Source organism: Mesorhizobium sp. CAU 1741, from assembly GCF_039839275.1.
In the GTDB taxonomy this organism is placed as follows: domain Bacteria; phylum Pseudomonadota; class Alphaproteobacteria; order Rhizobiales; family Rhizobiaceae; genus Aerobium.
This window is the reverse complement of the sequence record NZ_JBDOQP010000004.1, coordinates 123252-147268: the sequence shown is the minus strand read 5'-3', so window position 1 is coordinate 147268 and position 24017 is coordinate 123252. Positions and strand designations below refer to the sequence as shown.

19 protein-coding genes are annotated in these 24017 nt (G+C 66.4%); 7 read left to right on the top strand and 12 right to left on the bottom strand.

Annotation, left to right across the window (positions count from 1 at the left end; translation table 11 throughout):
• Nucleotides 1-2 precede the first annotated feature (2 nt).
• From AAFN84_RS17195 to AAFN84_RS17170, 6 genes are all read right to left on the bottom strand, one after another.
• Nucleotides 3-1472: a PAS domain-containing protein gene (locus tag AAFN84_RS17195; protein WP_347515863.1), complete on the bottom strand. Its 1470-nt coding sequence runs from the start codon at nt 1470-1472 to the stop codon at nt 3-5.
• 187 nt (nt 1473-1659) lie between these two features.
• Complete coding sequence (locus AAFN84_RS17190; protein WP_347515862.1) at nt 1660-2739, bottom strand: DUF2218 domain-containing protein; 1080 nt, start codon at nt 2737-2739, stop codon at nt 1660-1662.
• Complete coding sequence (locus AAFN84_RS17185; protein ID WP_347515861.1) at nt 2736-3581, bottom strand: ABC transporter ATP-binding protein; 846 nt, start codon at nt 3579-3581, stop codon at nt 2736-2738. Before AAFN84_RS17185 ends, AAFN84_RS17190 begins: the two co-directional genes overlap by 4 nt.
• Nucleotides 3578-4564, bottom strand: coding sequence for an iron ABC transporter permease (locus AAFN84_RS17180; protein ID WP_347516213.1), 987 nt, complete (start codon nt 4562-4564; stop codon nt 3578-3580). The genes AAFN84_RS17185 and AAFN84_RS17180 overlap by 4 nt, the downstream gene beginning before the upstream one ends.
• 50 nt (nt 4565-4614) lie before the next feature.
• Nucleotides 4615-5658 (bottom strand): iron ABC transporter permease, encoded by a 1044-nt coding sequence (locus AAFN84_RS17175; RefSeq protein WP_347515860.1) that lies wholly within the window; start codon nt 5656-5658, stop codon nt 4615-4617.
• On the bottom strand, nt 5655-6611 hold the full coding sequence (locus AAFN84_RS17170; RefSeq protein ID WP_347516212.1) for an iron-siderophore ABC transporter substrate-binding protein: 957 nt from the start codon (nt 6609-6611) through the stop codon (nt 5655-5657). The genes AAFN84_RS17175 and AAFN84_RS17170 overlap by 4 nt, the downstream gene beginning before the upstream one ends.
• 345 nt (nt 6612-6956) lie before the next feature.
• Between AAFN84_RS17170 and AAFN84_RS17165 the strand changes: the two genes are divergently transcribed.
• The gene (locus AAFN84_RS17165) at nt 6957-9014 is read left to right on the top strand and encodes a TonB-dependent siderophore receptor (protein ID WP_347515859.1); all 2058 of its coding nucleotides are present in this window, start codon (nt 6957-6959) and stop codon (nt 9012-9014) included.
• A 49-nt stretch (nt 9015-9063) separates the two neighbouring features.
• Here the strand turns inward: AAFN84_RS17165 and AAFN84_RS17160 are convergent, their stop codons facing one another.
• The 4 genes from AAFN84_RS17160 to AAFN84_RS17145 form a co-directional block, all read right to left on the bottom strand.
• Nucleotides 9064-9957, bottom strand: coding sequence for an AraC family transcriptional regulator (locus AAFN84_RS17160; RefSeq protein ID WP_347515858.1), 894 nt, complete (start codon nt 9955-9957; stop codon nt 9064-9066).
• Nucleotides 9958-10094: 137 nt separating this feature from the next.
• On the bottom strand, nt 10095-11093 hold the full coding sequence (locus AAFN84_RS17155) for a D-2-hydroxyacid dehydrogenase family protein (RefSeq protein WP_347515857.1): 999 nt from the start codon (nt 11091-11093) through the stop codon (nt 10095-10097).
• The gene (locus AAFN84_RS17150) at nt 11093-12202 is read right to left on the bottom strand and encodes an AbrB family transcriptional regulator (RefSeq protein WP_347515856.1); all 1110 of its coding nucleotides are present in this window, start codon (nt 12200-12202) and stop codon (nt 11093-11095) included. The genes AAFN84_RS17155 and AAFN84_RS17150 overlap by 1 nt, the downstream gene beginning before the upstream one ends.
• Entirely contained in the window at nt 12199-13014 is an 816-nt protein-coding gene (locus tag AAFN84_RS17145) for an alpha/beta hydrolase (RefSeq protein ID WP_347515855.1), read from the bottom strand. Before AAFN84_RS17145 ends, AAFN84_RS17150 begins: the two co-directional genes overlap by 4 nt.
• A 130-nt stretch (nt 13015-13144) precedes the next feature.
• Between AAFN84_RS17145 and AAFN84_RS17140 the strand changes: the two genes are divergently transcribed.
• Nucleotides 13145-14530, top strand: a complete 1386-nt coding sequence (locus AAFN84_RS17140) for an MmgE/PrpD family protein (RefSeq protein ID WP_347515854.1) — start codon at nt 13145-13147, stop codon at nt 14528-14530.
• Here the strand turns inward: AAFN84_RS17140 and AAFN84_RS17135 are convergent.
• A complete protein-coding gene (locus AAFN84_RS17135; RefSeq protein WP_347515853.1) occupies nt 14506-15420 on the bottom strand; it encodes a LysR substrate-binding domain-containing protein in 915 nt (304 codons plus the stop codon). The two genes, AAFN84_RS17140 and AAFN84_RS17135, sit on opposite strands and share 25 nt — an antisense overlap.
• A 126-nt stretch (nt 15421-15546) precedes the next feature.
• Between AAFN84_RS17135 and AAFN84_RS17130 the strand changes: the two genes are divergently transcribed.
• Genes AAFN84_RS17130 through AAFN84_RS17115 form a run of 4 tightly spaced genes read left to right on the top strand, consistent with a single transcriptional unit; the run spans nt 15547 to nt 20876 of the window.
• Nucleotides 15547-16716, top strand: a complete 1170-nt coding sequence (locus tag AAFN84_RS17130; protein WP_347515852.1) for an acyl-CoA dehydrogenase family protein — start codon at nt 15547-15549, stop codon at nt 16714-16716.
• Nucleotides 16713-18848, top strand: a complete 2136-nt coding sequence (locus tag AAFN84_RS17125; RefSeq protein ID WP_347515851.1) for an acetate--CoA ligase family protein — start codon at nt 16713-16715, stop codon at nt 18846-18848. Before AAFN84_RS17130 ends, AAFN84_RS17125 begins: the two co-directional genes overlap by 4 nt.
• Nucleotides 18841-19677 carry a citryl-CoA lyase gene (locus AAFN84_RS17120; RefSeq protein WP_347515850.1) on the top strand — a complete coding sequence of 279 codons (837 nt, stop codon included), beginning with the start codon at nt 18841-18843 and terminating at the stop codon, nt 19675-19677. Before AAFN84_RS17125 ends, AAFN84_RS17120 begins: the two co-directional genes overlap by 8 nt.
• The gene (locus tag AAFN84_RS17115) at nt 19674-20876 is read left to right on the top strand and encodes a CoA transferase (protein ID WP_347515849.1); all 1203 of its coding nucleotides are present in this window, start codon (nt 19674-19676) and stop codon (nt 20874-20876) included. Before AAFN84_RS17120 ends, AAFN84_RS17115 begins: the two co-directional genes overlap by 4 nt.
• A gap of 29 nt (nt 20877-20905) precedes the next feature.
• On the opposite strand, the gene AAFN84_RS17110 is transcribed toward AAFN84_RS17115, so the two are convergent.
• Nucleotides 20906-21883, bottom strand: coding sequence for an NAD(P)H-quinone oxidoreductase (locus AAFN84_RS17110; RefSeq protein ID WP_347516211.1), 978 nt, complete (start codon nt 21881-21883; stop codon nt 20906-20908).
• A gap of 414 nt (nt 21884-22297) precedes the next feature.
• On the opposite strand from AAFN84_RS17110, the gene AAFN84_RS17105 reads away from it, so the two are divergent.
• Nucleotides 22298-23962, top strand: coding sequence for a thiamine pyrophosphate-binding protein (locus AAFN84_RS17105; protein ID WP_347515848.1), 1665 nt, complete (start codon nt 22298-22300; stop codon nt 23960-23962).
• Nucleotides 23963-24017 lie beyond the last annotated feature (55 nt).

The following is a 24017-nucleotide window of genomic DNA, read 5'->3' as shown; positions in this document are numbered from 1 at the left end:
GCTCAATAGGCGCGGATACTGTCGTCTTCCACTAGGGTTTCCAGCGGCGCCGCATAGGTGAACACCAGGCCGCTGTCGCGATAGTCGAGCTTGGTCTTGCCGTAGGTGCTGCTGGCCAGCACCGTCTCGATCAGCAGGCTGCCGAAGCCCCGGTCGTCGGGGTTGGCAGCGGACGGGCCGCCGCTCTCCGTCCAGACGAGCCGCAGTTCGTCGCCATCGGTCTCCCATTCCATCCGCACCTTGCCCGCCGCCTCCGACAGGCAGCCATGGGCGACGGCGTTGGAGGCAAGTTCGTGGATCGCCAGCGCGAACGAGGTGGCGGCACGGGCCGACAGCAGCACGGGCGGCCCGGTGAACATGATCCGCGGCGCCTCGGCGTGAAACCGCGATATGACCGAGGAAACGATGCGACCGAGATCGGCGCTGGACCAGCCCTGGTGGGTCAGAACGTCATGGGCGCTGGCGATTGCCTGCAGCCGGTCGGCGATCTTGGCCACCAGCGCATCCTCGACGCCGTTCTCGCGCAGCGAGCGGCCGACGATTGCCTGCACGGTTGAAAGTGTGTTCTTCACGCGGTGGCTCAGTTCGCGGGTCAGGAGATCGCGATGGGTCTCGGCGGCGCGGCGGTCGGTGATGTCGATCACGACACCGACCATGCTGATTGGCTTGTGGTGGGCGTCGAAATGCGTCCTGCAGCGGATCTCGACCCATTTCGGCTCGCCGCCGGGCGTCAGCAGGTGCAGGTCCGCCTCCATATAGCCTTCGCCGCCGAGTGCCTTTTCGAACGCGCGGTTCCACGCCTTGCGTTCGTCTGCGCCGAGTGCCGCCTGAATCTGCTCGAGGCCAAACGCTTCCGACGACGGGTAGCCGAAGATCGACTTGCACTGGTCGGAGGCGAGCATGCGGCGGTTCGACAGGTCGAGCGTCCATGTCCCAAGCTTGGCCGCGCCGAGGATGAAGCGTATCCGTTCCTCGGCCGCGCCGAGATCGCGAATGCGTTCCTCGATCTCGGTTTCGAGCAATTGTCTGTCGGAGGCGAGGCGGGTGAACCGCTCGCGCTCGAACGTCACGTCGAACTGCGAGGCGAAGAAGTAGGTCAGTTCGCCATCGGCGAACACCGGAGACATCAGCAGCCGGTTCCAGAACGTGGTGCCGTCCTTGCGATAGTTGAGCAGCTCGATCTCGATCGCCACCCGGTTCTGGACGGCATCGCGGATGCGGCGCACGTCCGCCCGGTCGGTCTCGGGGCCTTGGAGGAAGCGGCAATTGCGTCCAAGCGTCTCGTCCCGGTCATACCCCGTCAGCCGCCCGAAGGCGTCGTTGACGAAGACGATGGGATTGTCGGGCTGGCGTGGATCGGTGATCAGCATCGGCATGCGCGTGGCACGCACCGCAGCGGCAAACGGGTCCGACCCGCCGGCCATGCGATGCAACTCGTCGTCGATGCGTCTTTCTTCGACCTTGTCCGTCATCTGCCCTTACTCACACCGGGTGCCCAATGCCGGGATGGCGGTCGATCAACGAAGAAAGAAACCCTCCGCCATTCGCGATCGTGCCGTCCGGATTTCCCGGGTCGAACAGCAACGGACGAAATCGATTGGCGTTCCTGTCCAGCCAAGATTCCGCTCGCGGGCCGACGGGGCTGACCGGGAGCAGCCGCTACTCCTCGTCGTGCGAGCCGGGTTCGCGCTCCCAGTACCATGCGACGTACATCCGTCTTCTGTCCCTGCCGCGGCTCCGGAGGAAGGCGCGGGCGGCGCGCACGTCCTCCTTCTCGCATGCGACCCACACGAACGTGGCTTCGTCGATAGCTGCCAATTGCGTCTTGATCGCCTCGGCGAAACTGCCCTTTTCGCCGGCGGGATAGGCGCTTCGGTGCAGCCAGCGGAGGTCGAGCGTTCCCTTGGTGGGAAGCGGCTGCTCCTCGGCTGGGTCGGCGACCTCGATGAGCGCCTGCAGGCGCGTGCCTGCCGGGACCTCGGCGATGATACGGGCAATCGCCGGCAGCGCGCTTTCGTCGCCGGCAAGGAAGATCGAGGACGCGTCCGGAAGATGCCCGCTGCCGGGCCCCATGAACGCGGCCTTCATGCCGGGCTTCGCGTCGCGCGCGAAATCCGCCCCCGGCGTGCTGACGCCCGGCGCGGGGTGCTGGACGAAGTCGACCAGCAATTCGCCGCGCTCCACGTCGACCGCGCGGATCGTATAGGCCCGCACCAGAAGCGCGTCGTCGCCCTTGGGCCAGCCGATGCGCCCGTCGTCGCGGATGCTCGGCCAGACCGGCGTCCTGCCGGCTGGCGGAACCATCAGACGCACATGCATGTCGCCGCCGATGAACGGCGCGACGTCGTCGCATGAAAACCGCACACGCCGCATCAGTGGCGTCACGTCTTCAGCCGATACGACCGTGACATAGTGCAGGTTCGACACCGGCACGGTGCGCTGGGTACCTGACCATTTGAGGTCGAAGGGCTCGTCGCCCGCGAAGTAGAACATGTGCTCCGCGATAGACGTCCGGCTCATCTGCAGCGCCTGTTCGGACGGGCAGTCGAGCTCGATGAGGATCCGCCCCTGCTCGACGCGAAGGCTGGCGACGCCCTCCTCGCTTTTCAGCAGCGCTGTATCGCCACTGCGGCGCACTTCGGCATGTTCGAGGAAATGCTCGCACATCTGATCGAGCATCGAGCCGACGTCGACGGGCTGGGCGACGCCCGACAGCTTGTAGTTCCCGGCCGTGTTCATGCGAGGTCTTCCTTTACGTGCGGGCGAGGGGCGGCGGAGCCCTGGTCGAGCATCCGGTGGCGACCGATGGGCAGCATCAGCGGCTTGCCGGAGGTCGGGTCTGTGACGATGCGGCTTTCGACGCCGAAGACGGTACGGATCGTGTCCTGCGTCAACACCGCTTCGGGACTGCCGGCGGCGTGGATGCGGCCAGCGACCATGGCGACGAGATGGTCCGCGTAGCGGGCCGCGAGGTTGAGGTCGTGCAGCACCATGGCGATCATGGTTCCCTTGGCATGGTTGAGATCGGCCAACAGGTCCAACACCTCGATCTGATGGTGAACGTCGAGGAAGGTGATCGGCTCGTCGAGCAGCAATATGTCGGTCTTCTGTGCCAGCGCCATGGCGATCCAGACACGCTGGCGCTGGCCACCGGAAAGCTCGTCCACCGACCGCTCGGCAAGATCCAGCGTCTGCGTCGCCGCCAGCGCGTGTTCAACGGCATCGTCGTCGGCGCGGGTCCAGCGCGAGAACAGGCCTTGATGCGGCGTGCGGCCACGGCCGACGAGGTCGGCGACGGTGATGCCTTCCGGCGCGATCGGCGATTGCGGCAGCAGCCCGAGCGTCCGGGCGAGCTCCCGCGACGGGATGCGGTGGATCGATTTGCCGTCGAGCAGCACCTGCCCGGCATGCGGCGACAGAAGCCGCGACATCGCGCGCAGGAGGGTCGACTTGCCGCAGGCATTGGCGCCGACGATCACCGTGATCTTGCCGGGCGGTATGTCGAGGCCGAGGTCGCTGAGGATTTCGGGCCCGCCATAGCGGACCGATAGACCCTTGGCGCGGAGTGTGTGCGGCTTCATAGCGATCGTCCGGTGCGGTTGACGCGCACGATGAGGTAGATGAGGTATGGCGCGCCCAGCGCCCCGGTAACGACGCCGACCGGATAGCGGCTGGGAAGCAGGAACTGGCCGACATAGTCGCTTGCCAGCACCAGCACCGCGCCGACAAGCGCGGCCGGCAGCAGCAGCGAGCCGCGCGGACCGACGATGCGGACCGCGATCGGCCCGGCCAGGAAGGCGACGAAGGCGATCGGACCGGTCACTGCGGTGGCCATGGCGATCATGCCGACGGCGCCAATGATGACCGTCACGCGGGTCCAGGCCACGTTGACGCCGAGCGCGGCAGCGGTGTCGTCGCCGAGCCTCAGAAGATCGAGGTCGCGCGCCCGTGACATCAGCAGCCCGCCGAAGACAAGCAGTGACAGGGCCAGCGGCACCGCCTGGTCGAGCCGCGCGCTGTTGACGCTGCCGGTCAGCCACCGCAGCGCCTCCTGCAGCGTCCATTCCGGCGCCTGCGTCAGAATATAGGCGACGAAGCTTTCCAGCATCGCGGAAACGCCGATGCCGATGAGGATGAGCCGCGTTCCAACGACACCGTCGCGGAAGGCAAGCGCATAGATCGCCAGCGCCACGGCAAGCCCAGCGCACACGGCAAATACCGAAACGGCCGGGCCGTCGAGCGACAGGACGACGATAGCGAACACCGCCGCCGCGCTGGCGCCGGAACTGATGCCGATGATGTCTGGACTGGCGAGCGGGTTGCGCAGCATGGTCTGGAAGGCGACGCCAGACAGGCCGAAGCTCATGCCCGCCAGCACCGAAAGGACGGCGCGCGGCAGCCGCAACTGGCCGACGGTGAAGCTCGCGCCCGGCACGTCTTCGCCCATCAGCACGCGCAGAACCTCGCCCGGAGGCGTGTAGGCCTGGCCCAGCACCAGCGTCAGCACGAAGACCGCAACGAGCAGCGCCAGCAGGAACGCGACCAGCGCGGCTTGGCGGCGCATCCGGCGGCCGCGGTCGGCGGCATTGGAAAAGGTCAGGGCAGGGGCCAGCGTCACAGTTCGCGCACCCGTTGCCGGCGGACGATCCAGATGAAGAACGGCGCGCCCACGAAAGCGGTGACGATGCCGACGTCGATTTCGGCGGGGCGGGCTGCGATGCGCCCGACGATGTCGGCGAGGATCAGCAGGCAGGCACCGGCGGCGGCCGAGAAGGGCAGCAGCCAGCGATGGTCGACGCCCACCAGCAGCCGGCACAGATGCGGCACGACGAGGCCGACGAAGCCGATCGGTCCGCAGGCGGCGGTGGTGGCGCCGCACAGCAGCACCGCGCCGAGCGCTGCGACCGCGCGGGCAATGGCGACGCGCTCGCCAAGCCCGGCGGCAAGCTCGTCGCCCAGCGCCAGCGCGTTCAGCCGCTTTGCCGACAGCATGCTGAGCGCGAGGCCGATGGCGAGGAAAGGCAGCACCGGCAGGATGCGCTCGTCGGTGGCGCCGCCGACGCCGCCGATCTGCCAGGAACGGATGCCACCGGCTATGTCGTTGCGCGGCAGGACGACGGCGATGACCAGCGAGGAAAAGGCGATGGAAGTTGCCGCTCCCGCCAGCGTCAGCTTCAGCGGCGTCGCGCCACCGCGTCCCATCGAGCCGATGGTGTAGACGAAAAGGGCGGTGAAGCCGGCGCCCGCCGTCGCCGACCAGACGAATGCATCGGTGGAAGACATACCAAACCAGGCGACGCCGACGACCACGGCGAGCGCCGCGCCGGTGTTGATGCCGAGAATGCCGGGATCGGCGAGCGGATTGCGCGTCACGCCCTGCATCACCGCGCCGGCGAGCCCCAGCGCGGCGCCCGCGAGCAGCGCCAGCAGCGTGCGCGGGATGCGCAGGGATACCGCAGCCTGGCCGACCGTGTCGACCTGGCCCGAAAGTGCGGCGGCGATGTCGCTCCACGGCACGTCGCGAGACCCGATGGTGATCGACAGCGCACACAGCATGACAAGCAGCGCGCCGAGCCCCAGGAGCCCGAGGCCACGCATCCTGCCTGACCGCGCCGGCATTCCCGGCCGCGCGGTCGCGGTGGGGGTCGAAAGGCTCATTGCGACTTTCTGACCGACTTTCTCGCTGCCTCGGCAAGCATCGCCACGTAGTCGTCGAGCACGTAGGGGATCGACAGCGGCGTTGGATTGGCGGCGGTGCCCAGCGGGTCGCGGCCAAGGATCACCAGCGCGCCGTTCTCCACAGCCGGCATCTGCCGCAGCAGCACGTTGGCCATCAGCGAGGTCAGCATCTGCTGGTCGCCATAGGTGACCGCGATGTCGACGTCGTCGAACGTGTCGATCTGCTCGGTGCTGAAGGAGGCGGAATACTTGCCCGGCGCGCTCGCCTCGACGACGCTTGGGGGCGAGACCAGACCGAGATCCTCGAAGAACTTCACCCTCGTGTCGTTGGTGGTGTAGAAATTGATGCTGCCCAGATCGAACGGGTTGAGGTGCGTGACGAACATTGCCGACTTGCCCGCCAGGTCCGGATGGCCGCCGACGGCTTGCGCAATCTCGGTTTCAAGGTCGGCAATCAGCGCGTCGCCCTGCGCCGCCATTCCCATCGCGGCGCTGTTGAGCTGGATCATCTCGCGCCAGTCGGTCGACCACGGATTGTCGGGATATGCGACCACCGGGGCGATCTGGCTCAGCGTTTCGTAGTCTGCCTGGCTGAGCCCCGAATAGGCGGCGAGGATGATGTCGGGGGCGGTCGCGGCGACCGCCTCGAAGTCGATCCCGTCGCCCTCGTCGAACAGCACCGGCACTTCGGCGCCGAGTTCGGCGAGCTTTTCCTCCACCCATGGCAGCAGGCCGTCATCGTCGTCGTCGCCAAAATTGGCGGCCGCGAAGCCGACGGGCACGACGCCCAGCGCAAGCGGGACTTCGTGGTTGGCCCATGCAACGGTGGCAACGCGCTGCGGCTTCTGGGTGATCACCGTCGTGCCGAAGGCGTGCTCGATCGTGATCGGGAAAGAGGCGGTTTCCTGTGCGTGCGCCCAACCGGGCGACATGCCCAGAGAGAGGCCGGCGAGGCAGGCAACATATCCGAAGCGCCATGGCATTGGCGAAATTCCCTTCACGAGCTAAAGTGGACTTCCAATTTCAGGTTTGTGCCGTTTGCGTCAACGCCTCGAAGGCGGTGCAAGCAGCGAAAACCTGAAATTCCCATGGATTCCTACAAAACCACGGGAATCCACAATACCTGACTGCACAAGTCAAGTTAGCTGGATGGATCAGTGGTCATGGATACGATCCGGCTGCGGTCGAGGGGCATCGGCCGGATCAGAAATTTGGAGTTGAGAATGGAGCATGGGGGCGTTTGCGCACGGAAGGTGCGCAGCCGGGGCCGCAATTTCATGGCGACGTTGATGGGCTGTACGGCGCTGGCAAGCGTGGCCTGGAGCAGCGCGTTGGCGCAGGATGCCGCCACGACCGTGCTTCCCGAGATCACCATCGAGAACCAGGGCGGCGACGACGACCGCAACGAGATCGTCGCACGCGAAGCCACCGGTGTCGGCAAGATGGCGACGCCGATCCTCGACGTGCCAGCTTCGGTGTCGGTGATCACCGCCAAGGAATTCGAGCAGCGCAGCGTCCAGAGCACAGAGGAGGTGATCCAGTACACCGCCGGCGTGACGACGGACTTCTACGGCTCGGACGACCGCTTCGACTTCTTCAAGATCCGCGGCTTCGATGCCTGGGTCTATCGCGACGGCCTGCCTCTGGGCGATCCGTTCGGCGGCATCCGCGAGGAGCCCTACGCCTTCGAGCGCGCCGAAGTGCTCAAGGGCGCCAACTCGACCTCGTTCGGCGCGTCCGATCCCGGCGGCTCGGTCAACTTCGTTACCAAGACGCCGAAAAGTTCGCGTTTCGGCGAAGTCTACGCGACCGGCGGTTCGTTCGACAGCGGTGAGGTCGGTTTCGACTTCGGCGACAACGTCACCGCCGACGACACACTTTCCTATCGCCTGACCGGCAAGTTCCGCAATGCCGATGGCGAGTACGACTATTCGCGCGACGACAACCTGTTCATCATGGGTGGCCTGACATGGCGGCCCACCGATTTCACCAATGTAACGGTGGTCTACGACCATCTGTCCAAGGACGGCGTGCCGGGCAGCGGAGGCCATCCGGTCGGCACGGATTTCGATCGCAGCGTCTTCTTCGGCGAGCCCGACTACAACTACCGTGGCGTCGACCGCGACACGGTCAGCGTCATGCTCGACCATGATTTCGGCAACGGCCTGACCTTCAGCTCCAATGCGCGCTACAGCACGGCGGCGACCGATTTCGGCTACGCTTATATTTCCGCAACGCCGACCGACGGCTCGACGATCGCCAGCCGCTCGTTCTTCGGCAACGACTCGACCCGCGACAACTTCATCATCGACGGGCGGCTCCAGTACGACACGAGCTGGGAGAATGTCGACAGCCGCACGCTGGTCGGCGTCGAGTATAACAATGACCGCGCATCGACCGACAGTTTCTTCGGCACTGCGCCGGGCATCGACTGGATGAACCCGGTCTATACCGGCGCGCCCGCTTCGGTGCCGCTCTTTGCCAGCTCCTCTACAGATCAGGACAACAACGCGCTGTATCTGCAGCAGGAACTGACGTTCAACGAAAACATCATTGCCTCCATCGGCCTGCGCAACGACTGGATGGACCTGAGCTCGACCAACAATCTTACCGGCGTCACCACCGATGCCGATCCGAGCGAATTCACCAAGCGTGGCGCGCTCACCTACAAGTTCACCGAAGAAGTCGCGACCTATGCGAGCTACGCCGAATCCGTCGCGCCGCCCTCGGTCGGCGTCGAGCCGGAGCGCGGCGAGCAGTGGGAAATCGGCGTCAAGTATCAGCCCGACGCGTTCCCTGCCTTGTTCAGCGCCGCTGTCTATGACCTGACGAAGACCAACATCACCCGGACAAATCCCGTCACCAACATGCCGGAGACCATCGGCGAGGTGCGGGTGCGCGGCCTCGACCTCGAGGCCAAGGCCGAGGTCATGGACAACGTCAACCTCATCGCGGCCTATTCCTACATGGTGTCGGAGATCGTCGAGAACGGCACGGCTGGCAATGTCGGCAACGAACTGTCCTTCGTGCCCAACCATCTGTTCTCGCTCTGGGTTGACTACACGCTCCCGGGCAGCGGCAAGCGAGGCGACATGACGTTCGGTGCAGGCGCCCGCTACACCGGCGACTATTTCTTCAACGACGCCAACACCCAGTCGACCGGCAGCGCCGTCGTCTTCGACGCGTCGTTCAACTACAAGATCCAGGAAAATACGTCGCTGCAGCTCAACGTCAGCAACATCTTCAATGAGAAGCATGTCGCCTATGGCGGTTTTGGCGCGGATTTCTACAATCCGGGCCGCTCGATCTCGGCGACGCTGCGCCACACCTGGTAGATCCCGGCAGACCCGCACCGCGCGCTCGCGCGGCGCGGGGTCCGGGCGTTCAGGCGGAGGGTTGCATCTTGCGCCATGCGGCCGGCGTCTCGCCGACCACCTGGCGAAATGCCTTTGTGAGGTGGGCTTGATCTGAGAAGCCGAGCCTGTCGGCAATCTCGGCCAGCGGGAAGCGGTTTTCCATCAGCATCCGCTTGGCATGGTCGATGCGTTTGGCGAGCTTCCACTGCAGCGGGGTCTGGCCGGTCGTCTGTTTGAAGACGGCGGCGAACCAGCTTTCCGACAGTCCCACCGCCGCCGCCATCTCCGCGACGGTGACGCGTTCATTGGCGCGGGCATCGACATAGGCGACGAGCCTGTTCATCTGTGCCTGGGTGAGGCGGCCGGCGACACGGGGGCCGGCGCCATCTGCAATGTCCAGCAGCCCGGTGACGATGCTGCCGACCAGGCTTTCCGCGAACAGCACGTGCCGCGTCGGCTGGGAGAGTTCGTCGACCGTCAGCCGCGCCAGCGTCTCAATCGAGCCTACGTCCTGGATCTCCACGGGTCGGCGCAGCGCCGAAAGCGCTGCCGAGCGACCGATCGAGGGCGCGATGAACCTGAGCAATCGGTCCTTGTGAATGTGCAGGTTGAGATGCGCAAAATAGTGGATGGCGTCGGTCTTCGTCCACATCGGCATGCCCGCCGGCACGTAGAGCGCCCGCGTCATCGGCCGATAGTGCTGGGCGACGTCCTCGCCGCTGTTTGACATCCGGATGCTGGCGGACACGTCATCGAAGAAGATCATGATGCGCGGGTCTTCGGCGAGGTAATAGCCGCTCGCGCCCTTCTGGCTCTCCGCTTCCCAGAAAGCGCCCATCATGCCGTCGAGACCGCGCCACCTGACAGGTGCGGTCACGCGTATACCCTCGGTGTGCCATATCATCGACGGCCGGTAGCTCACGTCGGGAACTCCGTTTTTCAGCCAGCGTCGGTATGGGCGATGCCGGCTCCGAACACAAGACGAGACAGCGCAATAAACATGACATGCGGTGTCATATTTTTACCGGAATGGCAATCGGCGTGCCGGATGCTACCGGGTCAGCCCGGCTCCACCAGCCTTGGCGTCCGTCCGTCGAGCCAGGCCTGGATGTTTTCGACCGTATCGACGTAGAAACGGCCGATTGTCTCCTCGACAGTATAGCCCAGATGCGGGGTCAGCACGGTGCGCGGCGCTTTGCGCAGCGGATGGTCGGAAGCCAGCGGCTCGTGGTCGTAGACGTCGATGCCGGCGCCGCCGATGCGGCCCTCGTGGAGCGCGGCGAGCAGCGCGGCCTCATCGACCAGCGGGCCGCGCGAGGTGTTGACGAGAAAGGCGCCGGGTTTCATGCGCGAAAACTCACCGGCACCGACAAGGCCCTTCGTGCTGTCGCTCAGCACCATATGGATGCTGATGACGTCGGCCGTTTCCATGAGCACCTGCTTGTCGACGCGTCGTGCGCCGGCCACCTCCGCCCGCTCGTCGGTGAGGTTGGGGCTCCAGGCGATCACGTCCATGCCCATCGCCCTGCCGACCGGCGCCATCCGGGCACCGAGGCGGCCCAGACCGATCAGGCCGAGCGTGCGGCCGTTGAGCGCGATGCCGAGGTGGCGCTGCCATGCGCCGTCATGCATCGCCTGCACATGCTCCGGCAGGCGGCGCGCCAAGGCGAGGATCAACCCCCAGGCCAGTTCAACTGTCGCATAGGCACCATTGCCGCCGCCGCCCGTCGTCACCACCGGAATGCCGCGCTCGCGGGCGGCAGCGATGTCGAGCGTGGGATTGCGCGCCCCGGTCATGGTGATCAGGCGCAGTTCGGGTAGCGCCTCGATCAGCGCGCGGGGAATCGGCGTGCGTTCGCGCATCGTCGAAATCACGTCGAAAGGCTGCAGCGCCGCGACCGCTGCCTTTGCATCGGCAAACGGCTTGTCGAAGACGGTGATCTCCGCCTTGCCCTGGAGCCCGGACCAGTCGGCGACGGTCAGGGCGCAATTGAGGTAGTCGTCGAGGATCGCGATGCGGACGGGGCGGTTTTCCGGCGGCGTTCTGTAGTCTGGCATCATGACCTCTTGTTGTCCTTGGCGGCGCGATTGTGCAGCAGGCGTATCATCCACGGAATGTTCGGCATGACCAGGATGATGCGGGCGACATGGAACGCCGTGATCATCGCGACGTCCAGCGACAATACCTTGGCCGTGAGCGTCATCTCGGTGACGCCGCCGGGCGCGGAGCCGAGGATCAGCGTTTCCGCGTCGAGCGCGCTGACGGTCGCGATGAGAAGCGCCCCGCCGCCGCATCCCATGAGCAGCAGCACGGTGGTGAGAATGGAGACGGACAGCTTGCGCCCGACATTGCGGAAAAGTTCCGGGCCCAGCGTCGAGCCGAGCCAGGTGCCGAGCACGATCTGGGCCACCGCAAGCACCGGGGCGGGCCACTGCACCATCGGAAACGACAGCGCCGTCGCCATCGCCGTCAGCGTCAGCGGGCCAAGGAAGAACGGGTTGCTCAGCCGCAGGCGCATGAAGACCAACGCCGCGACGGCGGCGCCGGCAAAGGTCAGCACCAGGGTGAGGATGGCCTGGAGGTCGAGCGGTGGCCGCGTTTCCGTGAACGGCTCGGGCAAGCCGCCATGCAGCAAGAAGACGCCCACAGGCACGAACAGCACCACCGCCACCATGCGCAAGGTCTGGCTCGCGCTGACCAGACCGGTGTTGGCGCCATATTGCGCCGCCAGGTTAGTCATCTCCACCGGTCCGTTGGGCATGCAGGCGAGAAAGGCGGTGACGCGGTCGGTACCGGTCAGCGCACGCATCACCCATGCCGTGGCAGCCGCGATCAATACGGTGTAGACGGCCATGCCGGCCATCAGCACCGCGTGGCTCTGGATCATCTGCAGGGCCGCCGGCGTGAAGCTGATGCCCACGCCTGTCGCCACCACGATCTGTCCGAACGGCCGGGTGCGCGTTGGCACGCGCGGCGCAAGGCGAACCATGTTGAGCGCGCAGGTGGCGAGGATCGGGCCAATCATCCACGCCAGCGGCACATGGGCGAGATGCGCGAGATAGCCGGCAATGGCGGTGACGAAATAGAGCGCGGCGAGCCTGAAGAACAGCGCCATGCCGGAGCGGACGGGAGGAACGGTGTCCTCGTCGTCCGGCGGCCCGCTCATGAGCGGCGATCCGGTGAGGCGGGCTCGATGCGGGCAAGGAAATCCAGCACCGCCGCGTCGAACGCCTCGGGCTGCTCGATGTTGATCGAGTGGCCACCCTCCAGGTCGACCACCTCCATTGAGGGCAGCGCGGCGGCGGCGAAATCGCGATGCACCTGAAATGGACGTTCGAGGCGTCCATTGACCAGCAGCGTCGGCACGCGCGTCTCGGCAAAGCGGTCGCGCAACGAAAGGTTGGGCGTGGTGTGGTCCATCAGCGCGACCAACGTGTCGATGTCGCAATTGTCGGCATCGCGCGACAGTATCTCGCGGATCGCAGCGGGAAAGCGGCGGGCGAATCGTGGATGGAACCGTTCCCGCGCCAGCGCTTCCCGGCCCTCTGTCGCGAGCCGCGCACGCCGCGCCGCGTTGGCGGCGAGGTCTTCCTCGCTCCAAGGCCTGGCGACCACGCGGTTGCCGTTGGTCCATATCTGGGCGTTGACCGAGCCCGGGTGCCGCAGTGCGTGGCGCAAAGTGATAGACGCCCCGAAGCTCTGGCCGCAGATGCTCCAGCTTTTGATGCCGAGCGCGCGCCGTCCCTCGTCCAGCGTATCCGCCAGCGCATCGGGATGAAGTGCTGACGGATCGGTGCAGCCTCGTGTCTCGCCATGACCGGGCAGCTCGGCCAGCACGATGCGGCGGGAGCCGCGCAGGGCCGGCAGGTTGGGCAGCCAGTGGTTCCGGCTCGACAGGAAGCCGTGCATCATCAGCAGTGGCGGCAGGCCGGGCGGGTCCGCCAGGAAGCGGATGGGCAGATGGTCTATGATCGTCATGTCCACCGGCTCATAGCTCTCCCGCGCGCGACTTACCCATGATGTGAGGTCATGGATGGGCAACAAACTCTCAGATGGAAAATTCTTACGGCATGGCGTCTATCTACCGGCTGCACGATGGAGGACTCCGATGGATATGGGGCATGCCCTAGCGACAGGCACCACGCAACGTATAGCGGCGTTTTCGAGCGGCCTCGACTGGCACGCGTTGCCTGCCGATGTCCAGGGTCGAGCCCGGAGCCATTTCGTCGACACTTTGGGCGCCATCATCGGCGGCATTTCCGGCACGGTGGCCGGCATGGTCGTGGGGCTGGTCGGCGCGACCGAAAACGGCGGCGGACTCGCAATTCCCGGCAGCCGCCTGCACGCGACCGGCGGTGACTTCGCCATGCTGTGCGGCAGCGCGGCCCACGGCATCGAGCTTGATGACGGCTACCGGCAGGGTTCGGTCCACCCCGGCGTCTCCGTCGTGCCAGCGCTCTTGGCGGCATCCGGCTCGGCACGGATCAGCGGGCCGAGATTTCTCGGCGGGTTGGTCGCCGGCTACGAAATCGTCTGCGCGCTCGCCGAAGCCGGCCACCCAGCATTGCGCCAGCGCGGCTATCATCCGACATCCGCCACCGGCCCGATCGGCGCAGCCGTTGCGGTCGCGCACGCGCTCGGCTTCGATGCCGCGCGAACCGAGACCGCCATCGGGGTGGGCGCCAGCGCCTGTGGCGGGCTGTTTGCCTTCCTGTCCGGTGGTGCCGACGTGAAGCGGGTACATGGCGGATTTGGCGCGCGCGGCGGCCTTGAGGCGGCGCGCCTGGCTGCGGCGGGCATCGCCGCCCCACAAGGCGTGATCGAAGGGCCGAGTGGCTGGGCGCAGGCGTTCACCGGCGTCGAGATCGATCCCGCCCTGCCTCCGCAACGCGAATTTCGCCTGCTCGACTGCTACATCAAGCCCCACGCCTGCTGCCGCCATATCCAGCCGGCCTTCGAATGCGCGCTCGACCTGATGCGCCAGAACGGTCTCAGGCCCGAGGAGGTGGAGGCCGTCGACGTCGAGACCTATACGATCTCCGCCCACCATGCCGGTGTCGGCTGGGGAAGCTTCGCCGACGCGCAACTGAGCTTTCCATATCTGATGGCGCTCGCCATCCATCGCGGCGCGGCCGGCCTTGCCGAGTTTGACGACGAGACACGGGCACAGCCATGGGTAGGCGCCGTCGCCGAAAAGCTGACGGTGACGGCGGCGTCCGATCTCGACCGGCGCTATCCGGAGGAACGCCCGGCGCGGGTCTCCCTGCGCACCACGCGCGGCACTTTTTCCGGCGAACGCTCGGAAGCGTCCGGCAGCCGTGACTTTCCGCTCTCGCAAGACGAGCTGCACGCAAAGTTCATGGGACTGGCGGCACCCGTCCTGGGCGACAGGCGGGCGCAGGAACTGTTCGATGCAGGGATAAGCATCGACGGTGGCGAAGACGCCTCGGCGATCCTCGCGATGGCGTGTCAGTCGTCTGCGGCTGCCTGCTGAGGCGCCCGGCGCTTGAAGAATTCGCTCGGCTGCTCGGCCTGTTCCAGCACCCAGTCGATGAAGTGGCGCGCCTTGGTGCTGACCGAAGTCAGCGTCGGCCAGATGATGTAGAATGCCGCATCCATCGTCGCGGGCCGCTTGAAGGGCCGCACCAGCCGCTTGTCGGCCAGTTCCTGGCCAAGGAACTCAAGCTGGCCCATTGCTATGCCCATGCCCGATAGCGCGGCCGAATAGGTCAGCAGCGAACTTTCAAACTCGAGCCCCCTGTGATGGTCGACATCGACGCCGACGGCATTCGACCAGGCTTCCCATTCGCGCCGCCGGTAGCGGGCGTGCAGCAGGTCGGAGGGGCGCAGGTCGCGCGGCGTGTTGAGCGGGCCGCTCACCTCGAGGTAACTCGGTGAGCACACCGCATCGATCGTCACGTCCATCAGGCGGCGATAGCGCGCATCCGCCCATTCGCCGCGCCCCATCTGGATCGCGACATCGAGATGCGTGCCGCGGAAATCGAGTGGCTCGACGCTTGTATCGAGCCGCACGCGATATTCGGGATAGCGCGCCTTGAAGTCGGGCAGGCGGGGCATCAGCCAGTAATGTGCGGTGGTTGGATAGATGCGCAGCCGGATGGTCTGGTCGCTCTCGTTAGCCAGAATGCGCTGCGTGGCGTTTTCGAGATCCTCAAACAGTCCGACGATCTCGTGGCTGAAGGCGCGCCCGACATGCGTCAGCCGCACGGAGCGCGAGCCCCGCTCGAACAGCTTGACGTTGAGATAGTCCTCGAGGATCGATACCTGGCGGCTGACGGCGACCTGGCTGACGCCCATATATTCCGCCGCCGCCGTAAACGTCTTGTGGCGCGAGGCGACCGCAAACGCCCGAAGCGGGTTCAACGGAAGGTTCCGGTAGACCGAATCCATAATCTCTGGTTTCCCATTGGCAACATTTCGGCGGTTTTCCAAATCTGGAGTAAGTCTAATCGGAGTTCAACACCTTGTTTTGCATGAAAGGCGCCGGGGATGGATTTCGAACTCGACGAGGGGCAGCGCATGTTCCGCGACAGCGTGCGCAAGTTCGCCCAGAACGAGCTGGCGCCCGGAGCGATCGCCCGCGTGCAGACAGAAGGCTACCCGCGCGACATCGCGCGCCGGGCGGCCGAAATGGGCCTGATCGGCATCACCTTCGATGAGGCTGACGGCGGCGGCGGTGGGTCGCTGGTCGACGCCATCATAGCGATCCAGGAGATAGCGCTCGCCTGCCCGCGTAGCGCCGACGTGATCCAGGCCGGGAATTTCGGCCCGATCCGCACCTTTTACGAATACGCCACGCCCGAGCAGAAAGAGCGCTTCATGGGCGACCTGCTGTCCGGCAACACCGTCATCTCGCTGGGCATGAGCGAGCCCGACGCGGGCTCCGCCGTTACCGAATTGACGACGACGGCGCGCGAGGATGGCGACCACATCGTCATCAACGGCACCAAGGTGTTCGGCACCCACAGCCACGAGGCCGACCTGTTCCTGGTCTACGTCCGCTACGGTCCCGGCACGGGCGGCATCGGCTCTATCATCGTCGAGCGCGGCACCGAGGGTTTCGAGGTCGGCCCGCCCAAGGCGTTCATGAACGGAGAGCACTGGTCGCAGCTCCATTTCGACGAGTGCCGCGTGCCCAAGGCCAACGTGCTGCTCGGGCCCGGCGGCTTCAAGAAGCAGATCAGCGGCTTCAACGTCGAGCGGCTGGGCAACGCATCGCGTGCGGCCGCGCTTGGCCGCCATGCCTTCAACGTCGCCCGCCAGCATGCGATCGACCGCAAGCAGTTCGGCCGCGCGCTTTGCGAATTCCAGGGTCTGCAGTGGAAGTTCGCCGACATGGAAGTGCGGCTGTCGGGCGCGCAGCTTCTGCTGATGCGCGCCGCGGTCGGCGCGCAGGGCGGGCTGCCTTCGGCGCATGATTCCGCGATCGCCAAGCTGGCCTGCAACGAGGCGGGGTTCTACGCCGCCAACGAATCGCTGCAGATCATGGGCGCCACCGGCTTTTCCGAAGACAGCACCGTGCAATATTGCCTGCGCCGCACGCGCGGCTGGATGATAGCCGGCGGCTCGCTGGAAATCCTGCGCAACCGCATCGCCGAAGGCGTCTTCGAGCGCCGCTTCTCGCAGCGACCGGACAAGGGAGACGGTGCCGCCAAATGACGACGGACCTTCTCAAGGCGCTGATCGACCCGGCGACCGTGGCGCTGATCGGCGCGTCGGACAATCCCGCCAAGCTCACCGCGCGGCCGATGCGGTTCCTTGAACAAAACGGCTTTGCGGGGAGAATTTGTCCTGTCAATCCGGCGCGAGACACGGTGCTCGGCAAGCAGGCCTTCGCTTCCGTCGGGGCGATTCCAGGCGGGGTCGACCACGCCTATGTGCTGGTGCCCACGGAAGCGGTCGTCGACGCGGTGCGCGAATGCGCGGAGGCCGGCGTCAAGGTCGTGTCGGTTCTGGCCGACGGTTTTGCCGAAGCAGGCGAGGCGGGCAGGGCCCGCCAGGCCGAAGTCGCCGCCATCGCCGACGAGGCCGGCATCCTGCTCGTCGGGCCGAACTCGATGGGTGTCGTCAACACCGCCAACGGCTTCGTCTGCACCACCAATGCCGCTTTCGCAGCGGCGCGCATCGCCACCGGCACGACGGCGGTGCTGTCGCAGAGCGGCTCGATCATCGGCACGCTTCTGTCGCGCGGGGCGCAGAAGGGCCTCGCCTTCTCGCGCCTCGTCTCGCTGGGCAACGAGGCGTGCGCCGGCGTCGGCCGCATCGGGCTTTCGCTGCTCGATGATCCCGGCACCGATTCCTTCGCGCTTTTTCTCGAAACCATCCGCGATGCCGATGCGCTTGCCGAGTTCGGCCACCGCGCGGCTAGGCTCGGCAAGCCGGTTGTCGCCTACATGCTGGGCCGGTCGGACGAGGGCAAGGCGCTCGCCGTCTCGCATACCGGCGCCCTGACCGGCTCATCCGACGCGGTGGCGAGTTTCCTGTCAGCCAACGGCATCCGCCGTGTCGACCTGCTGGATACCTTCCTCGAAGCGCCATCGGCTCTTGCGCGCACCCGCGTCGATCCGGCCCGGCCCAGGCACGCCACGGTCGTTTCCACCACTGGCGGCGGCGGTGCAATGGTCATCGACCAGCTCAGCCTGCGCAGCGTGGCAATTGCGCCATGCAGCCCGGCATCGCGCGCCACGCTGGAAGCGCAGAAGATCGCTCTCGGCCACGGCAAGCTGGTGGACGTCACGCTGGCCGGTGCCCGCTATGAGACCATGAAGGCCGTCGTTTCGACGCTGATGCGCGATCCGGAGACCGGCATTCTGGTCGTCGCCACCGGGTCATCGGCGCAGTTCAACCCGGAACTCGCCGTCAAACCGGTCGCTGATGCACTGGCGGAAGCGCCGGAGGGCTGCGCGCCCGTGGTGGCGGTGCCGTTGCCGCACGCGCCTGAAAGCCTGCAGATGCTGCGCGATGCCGGCATCAGCGCCTTCGGTTCGATCGAGGCCGCCGCCGAAGTCATCGCCATGATGCTGGTGCCCTTCGATGCCGGGCAGCGTCCGCAGCCAGTGGAGGTTCCGGCGGAGACCACCGCGTTGCTCGACGAGGCATGCGACGGCGGCAACGCCACGCTCGACGAAAGCGCGTCGGGCCGCATCTTCGCTTCGCTCGGCGCCACGCTGCCACGCCAGGTGCATCTGGCGCCCGATGCCGCGCTTTCGCAGGCAGCAGACCTCGACTATCCCGTCGTCGCCAAGCTCGTCTCTCCCGACCTTCCGCACAAGACCGAGGCAGGTGCGATCACCATAGGCGTCGGCTCGCTGGACGAGCTGCAAGCGGCAATCGTGCAGATGCGGGCCTCGGCCTCGCGGCACAGTCCCGGCTTCCGCGACAGGGGCGTCTTGGTGCAGGAGATGAAGCGCGGCCTCGGCGAGGCGCTCGTCGGCATGACGCGCGATCCGCTGGTCGGCCCAGTGCTGACGATTGGCGCCGGCGGCACGCTGGCGGAGGTCTATGGCGACGTCGCCGTCCATCCCATCCCGCTGACGCTGGCCGATGCGCAGGCAATGATCGACCGGATCAAGGGTTTCGCACCGCTGCGCGGCTATCGCGGCGCACGCAAGGGCGATCTAGACGCGCTGGCGCGGTTTGCCGTCGACGTGTCGCGGCTGATGCTCGACCCCCGTGTCGCCGAAGCCGAGCTCAACCCGGTGATGATCGGACCGCAGGGCGAGGGTGTGGTCGCGGTCGATGCCTTGGTTCATCTCGGCTCTGCTCCCGACGTGGAAACCGCCCGTGAGTGACTGGAAGGCGCAAGCCGAAGCCTGGTGGGAGACGTCGATCATCGACATGGCGCCCGGGCGCATCGCCTTCCACGGGCGCCCTGTCGAGGAGCTGATCGGCACGCTCTCCTTCGTCGAGATGATCTGGCTGATGCTGCGCGGCGACGTGCCGGCGCACGACCAGGCGCGGCTGCTGGAAAGCGCCCTCGTCGCCTCTGTCGACCACGGGCCGCAGGCGCCTTCCGTCGCAATCACGCGCATGGCCGCCACGTGCGGCGTCGGCATCAACAGCGCCCTTGCTTCCGGCATCAACGCGTTGGGCGACGTCCACGGCGGGGCCGGCGAGCAGGCGGCGCTGCTTTACGCCCGCATCATAGCCGAACAGGACGGAAACGGTGGTAATGTAGCGCGGGCCGCCGGAGCCATCATGGACCAGGATGCCGCCGCCGGGCGGCCGCATGTGCCCGGCTTCGGCCATCGTTTCCACGATGTCGATCCGCGTGCCGTGCGCCTCATGGAGCTTGTCGAACAGGCGGTCGAAGCAGGTACGGTGCCCGGACGCCACGCCGGGGCAGCACTTGCCATCGCAGCGGAAATCGAACGGCGCAAGGGCCGGCCGATCCCGATGAACATCGACGGCGCGACGGCGGTCATCTTCTGCGAACTTGGGTTTCCGCCGACGTTGTGCCGGGGCCTGTTCATCCTGTCGCGCTCGGTCGGCCTGCTGGCGCATGGCTTCGAGCAGATGCAGCGCGGCGAGCGCAACAAGGGCCCGCTGCCGCGCGATGCGCTGTGGAAATACACCGGCAAACCGAACGCAGCGGCCGGTGGCGGGGAGACGTCGTCATGAACGAATCCTCCAGGCCGCTGGCCGGCGTGCGCATCCTCGATCTCACCAACGTGCTGTCGGGACCACTCGCCTGCTACCAGCTTGGCTGGCTGGGCGCAGAGGTGGTGAAGGTTGAGCCGGTTGGCATCGGCGACCTGGCGCGCCAACTCGGCGAAGCGCGCGAACAGAGCAAGGCCAATATGGGCGCGTCTTTCCTGGCCCAGAATGCCGGCAAGAAATCGGTTTCGCTCAATCTCAAGCATCGGCGCGGCACGGACATCTTCCGCCGCCTCGTGCGCACCGCCGACGTGCTGATCGAGAATTTCAGGCCCGGCGTCATGGAGCGTCTCGGCCTCGGCTACGAAGAACTCAAGAAGGAGCGCCCCGAGCTGATCTACTGCGCCATATCCGGCTTCGGCCAGCAGGGCCCTTGGCGTGACCGGCCGGCCTACGACCAGATCGTGCAGGGCGCCTCCGGCATCATGTCGGTGACCGGCGAAAGCCCCGACCGTCCGTTGCGTGTCGGTTATCCCGTCGCCGACTCGATCGGCGGGCTGACGGCCGCGATGGCGGTCGCCGCCGCGCTCAATGCGCCCAAGCGTGGATGCTATATCGACGTGTCGATGATGGCGGCGGTGTTGTCGACCATGGGCTGGGCGGTGTCGAACTACATGGTGGCGGGCGTGGAGCCGAAACCGGTTGGTAACGAGAACGTCACTTCCGCACCGTCTGGTGCGTTCCGCTGCCGCGACGGGCTGGTCAACATTTCCGCCAACAAGGACGAGCAATGGGTGATTATGGCGCGGCATCTCGGTCTCGACCACCTGTTGGCGCATCCCGATTATCTCACGCGCGAAGATCGCAAGCAGAACCGGGATGCCCTGCGCATTGAGGTCGAGAAGAAGCTGGCCGAACGCGATGCCGCCGACTGGGCGGAGGAGCTTTCGGCGCTGGGTGTGCCGGCCGGCGAAGTGCTTTCGCTGCCGCAACTTCTTTCCCATCCGCAATTCGCGGCGCGGGGACAGGCGGCGGACTTCGACGGTGTGCTGGAAGACGGACGGCCCTTGCGGGTGCTGCGCCCGGGCTATCTGGTCGATGGCCGGCCACTCGAGGCGAGTTGCCCGCCGCCCCGGCTCGGTGCCGACAATGACAGCGTCCTTGCCGAACTGGGTCTGACCGCGCAGGAAATGGAAGAGCTTTCGCGCGACGGGACCATCTGATCCCGCCGCCGGCACCCGGTGAGGGCCTGTTACGCGTCCGATACTTTCAGCACCACCTTGCCGATATGCACGCCTTCGTCCATGCGCTCATGCGCCTTGGCAATGTCCTCGAGGGTATAGACGCTGTCGATGACCGGCCGCATCTCCGCTGCCGCGCGCTTCCATGCGCCGTGGCGCAGCGCATCGGCCAGCTCAGCCTTGCGCTCCAGCGGGTAGCCGCGCAGCAGCGAGCCCATGATGCGGGCGCGCCGTGACATGATCTCAGACAGCGGCACGGTGAATTCGGGCGGTGCCGGCGACAGGTGCAGCAGGCGGCCGTCGATTGCCAGGGCCTCGACATTGCGGCGTGCGTAGAGCCCACCAACCGTGTCGAGGATGACGTCCGCGCCATGTCCGCCGGTGACGGTACGGACCTCCGAGACGAAATCCTCGCTCTTGTAATTGATCGCGCGCTCGGCGCCGTGCTCTTCGGCGCGCTTGCATTTCTCGGCCGAGCCCGCCGTCACGACGACTCGCGCACCCATGGCGCGTGCGAACGGAATGCCGGCCATCCCAATGCCGCTGGTGCCGCCATGGATGAGCAGCCACTCGCCGGGTTTCAGGGTGCCCAGGCGCACGACGTTCAGTTGCAGCGTGAACATCACCTCCGGCAGCGCGGCCGCCTCGATCGCCTCAAGCTGCTCCGGCCAGTCGAAGACGAGCGGCGTGTCAGCGAGGACGTAATCGGCCGCGCCGCCGCCGTCGACCAGCGCGGCGACGCGCCTGCCGATCTGGTTCTCGTCGACGCCCGACCCCACCGCAACGATCTCGCCGGCGACCTCAAGGCCGAGCACGTCGGTGCTGCCCGCCGGGCCATGTCCGCGCTTGCGCTGGTTGCAGTCGTGGCGGTTGACGCCTGCGGCGACGACCCGGATGAGCGCCTGGCCGGCTCCGGGGGCAGGGACGTCGCGCTCCACCATGGTCAGGACTTCGGGGCCGCCGGCGCGGGCGGGGATGATGGCGCGCATCTTCACGTGCAGTTCCTTTCAGGCTGGTCGTGCCGCTCCGAATTCAGGAGGCCGACAGGTGGGGCAATCGTGACAGGCGAACCCGCCCAATTGATCAAACAAGAGGTTATGTCTGCGAAATGACTCGTCATGCCGCCAATGCGGCCATAACGGGCAAACTCCGGTGAAAGGGACGTCGCGGATGGGTGTGATCTCATTGTTTTCAAAGGAGAAAACACGATAACGATGCAATCTGTCGATATTCGACGCAATGCAATGATTTCTGACCAGTTGCGTTGCCCAGGATTTCGCATTTGGCTAACCTCGCTCTCGTAGTTGCCGCGGGAGGAACCGGCGGTCTCGTGAAATCAGTCTCGATGCTATCGCGTCGCTAGGTCGGGTGGCTTTTGCACCTGGCACGGGAGGAATGTCCGCATGCCGGACGGAAGAGTCTATCAGGCCGTTGCCGATGCCTTCTATGAGGAGGGCGTGCGAACCGTGTTCGGTCTGACCGGCGACGGCAACATGCATTGGGAGGCAGCCCTTTCCGCAAAGCCCGGTGTACGCTCTATCCACGTACGTCACGAACACGCCGCCTGCGCCATGGCGACGGCCTACGCAGTTGCCACCGGCGAGGTGGGTGTCGCGTCCGTCACCTGCGGTCCCGGCCTGACGCAGCTTTCCACCGCTTTGGCCACTGCCGTGCAGGCACGCGTGCCGCTGGTTGTGTTCTGCGGCGAGGATCCCATCGATGCGAGCTGGTACAATCAGCGCATCGACCATGGCGCCGTCGTCAACGCGACCGGCGCGATCTATCTGCCGGCCCGCAGCCCGCGGCTCGCCGTGCACCATGTACTCGAAGCATTCCTGACGGCGCGCAGCCGCAGCCTGCCGGTCGTGCTGACAATGCCGCTCGACATGCAGCAGAAGCCCGCGGCGCAAGGCGCCGTGGCCTACGTTCCCTCGCGCTCCATCGCCCCGAAAACCGGCCCGCGCTACCCGCATCCCGACGCTGTGAAGGCGGCTGCGGAACGGATTCGCACCGCGCGCCGCGTCGTGCTCGTCGCCGGTCGCGGCGCCAAGGCCGCCGGCGCGGTCGAGGCGTGCAAGCGACTGGCGGAGCTCTGCGACGGAGCTCTCTCGGTTAGCCTTCCGGTGCGCGGCCTGTTCAACGGCCACCCGCGTGACATCGGCGTTTCCGGCGGCTTCGCGCATGAGGCGGCACGCGAGGCGTTTGGCGAAGCGGACCTCATCGTCGCGGTCGGCACCAGCCTGACCCAGCACACCAGCGACCTCAACCTTCTGTTTCGTCCCGACCAGGTCATCCAGATCGACGCTGACCCGCCTGTGATGAAGCACGGACAGGTGACCGCCACGCATCACCTGACGGCCGACGCGCGCCTCGCCGTCGAGGCTTTGTGCGCCGAACTCGGCAATGGCCAGGCGCGGGCCAGCGACTGGGATGTCGAGGCCTATTCCCGCCGCGTCCACAGTGAGCCGCCGGACAGCACGGAATACGCCGTCGCGCCCGGCGTCTTCGATCCGCGCGACGTCGCGGCCGCCCTGTCGGCGCATGCTCCGAAGACATGGGCGCATGTCGGTTCGGCCGGCCACTGCGCTTATTTCGCCACGCATCTCTACGGTCGCGAGGCGGACAATTTCCTGACGATCCGCGAGTTCGGCGCGATCGGAAACGGGCTGTCCTATGCGATGGGCCGCTGGGCCGCGCGGCCCGACCAACCGGTCATGCTGACGGAAGGCGATGGCGGCTTCCTGATGCATATTCAGGAACTCGAGACCGTCGTGCGCCACGGCATGAAGATCCTGATCTGCATCTTCAACGATGGTGCGTTCGGGTCCGAAATCCACAAGCTGCGCGCCGATGGCGTCAGCGACGATGGCGCGATCTTCGGCTTCGGCGACCTCGCAGGCATCGCCCGCGGCTTCGGCCTCGACGGGCATGTGATCGGTGATCTCGACGAGATTCCAGAGCTGGCCGCCGCCTTCGAGGCGGGCAACCGATCGGCGCTTTGGGACTTCCGGGTTTCCGATCAGGTGATGGCCCCGACCATGCGTCGGGCCGTCGGCAACCGGCGCTAGGCGCCGAAACAGGTCCGTCGACCGTTCCATGAAGGAGCGTTCGACCAACACAGGG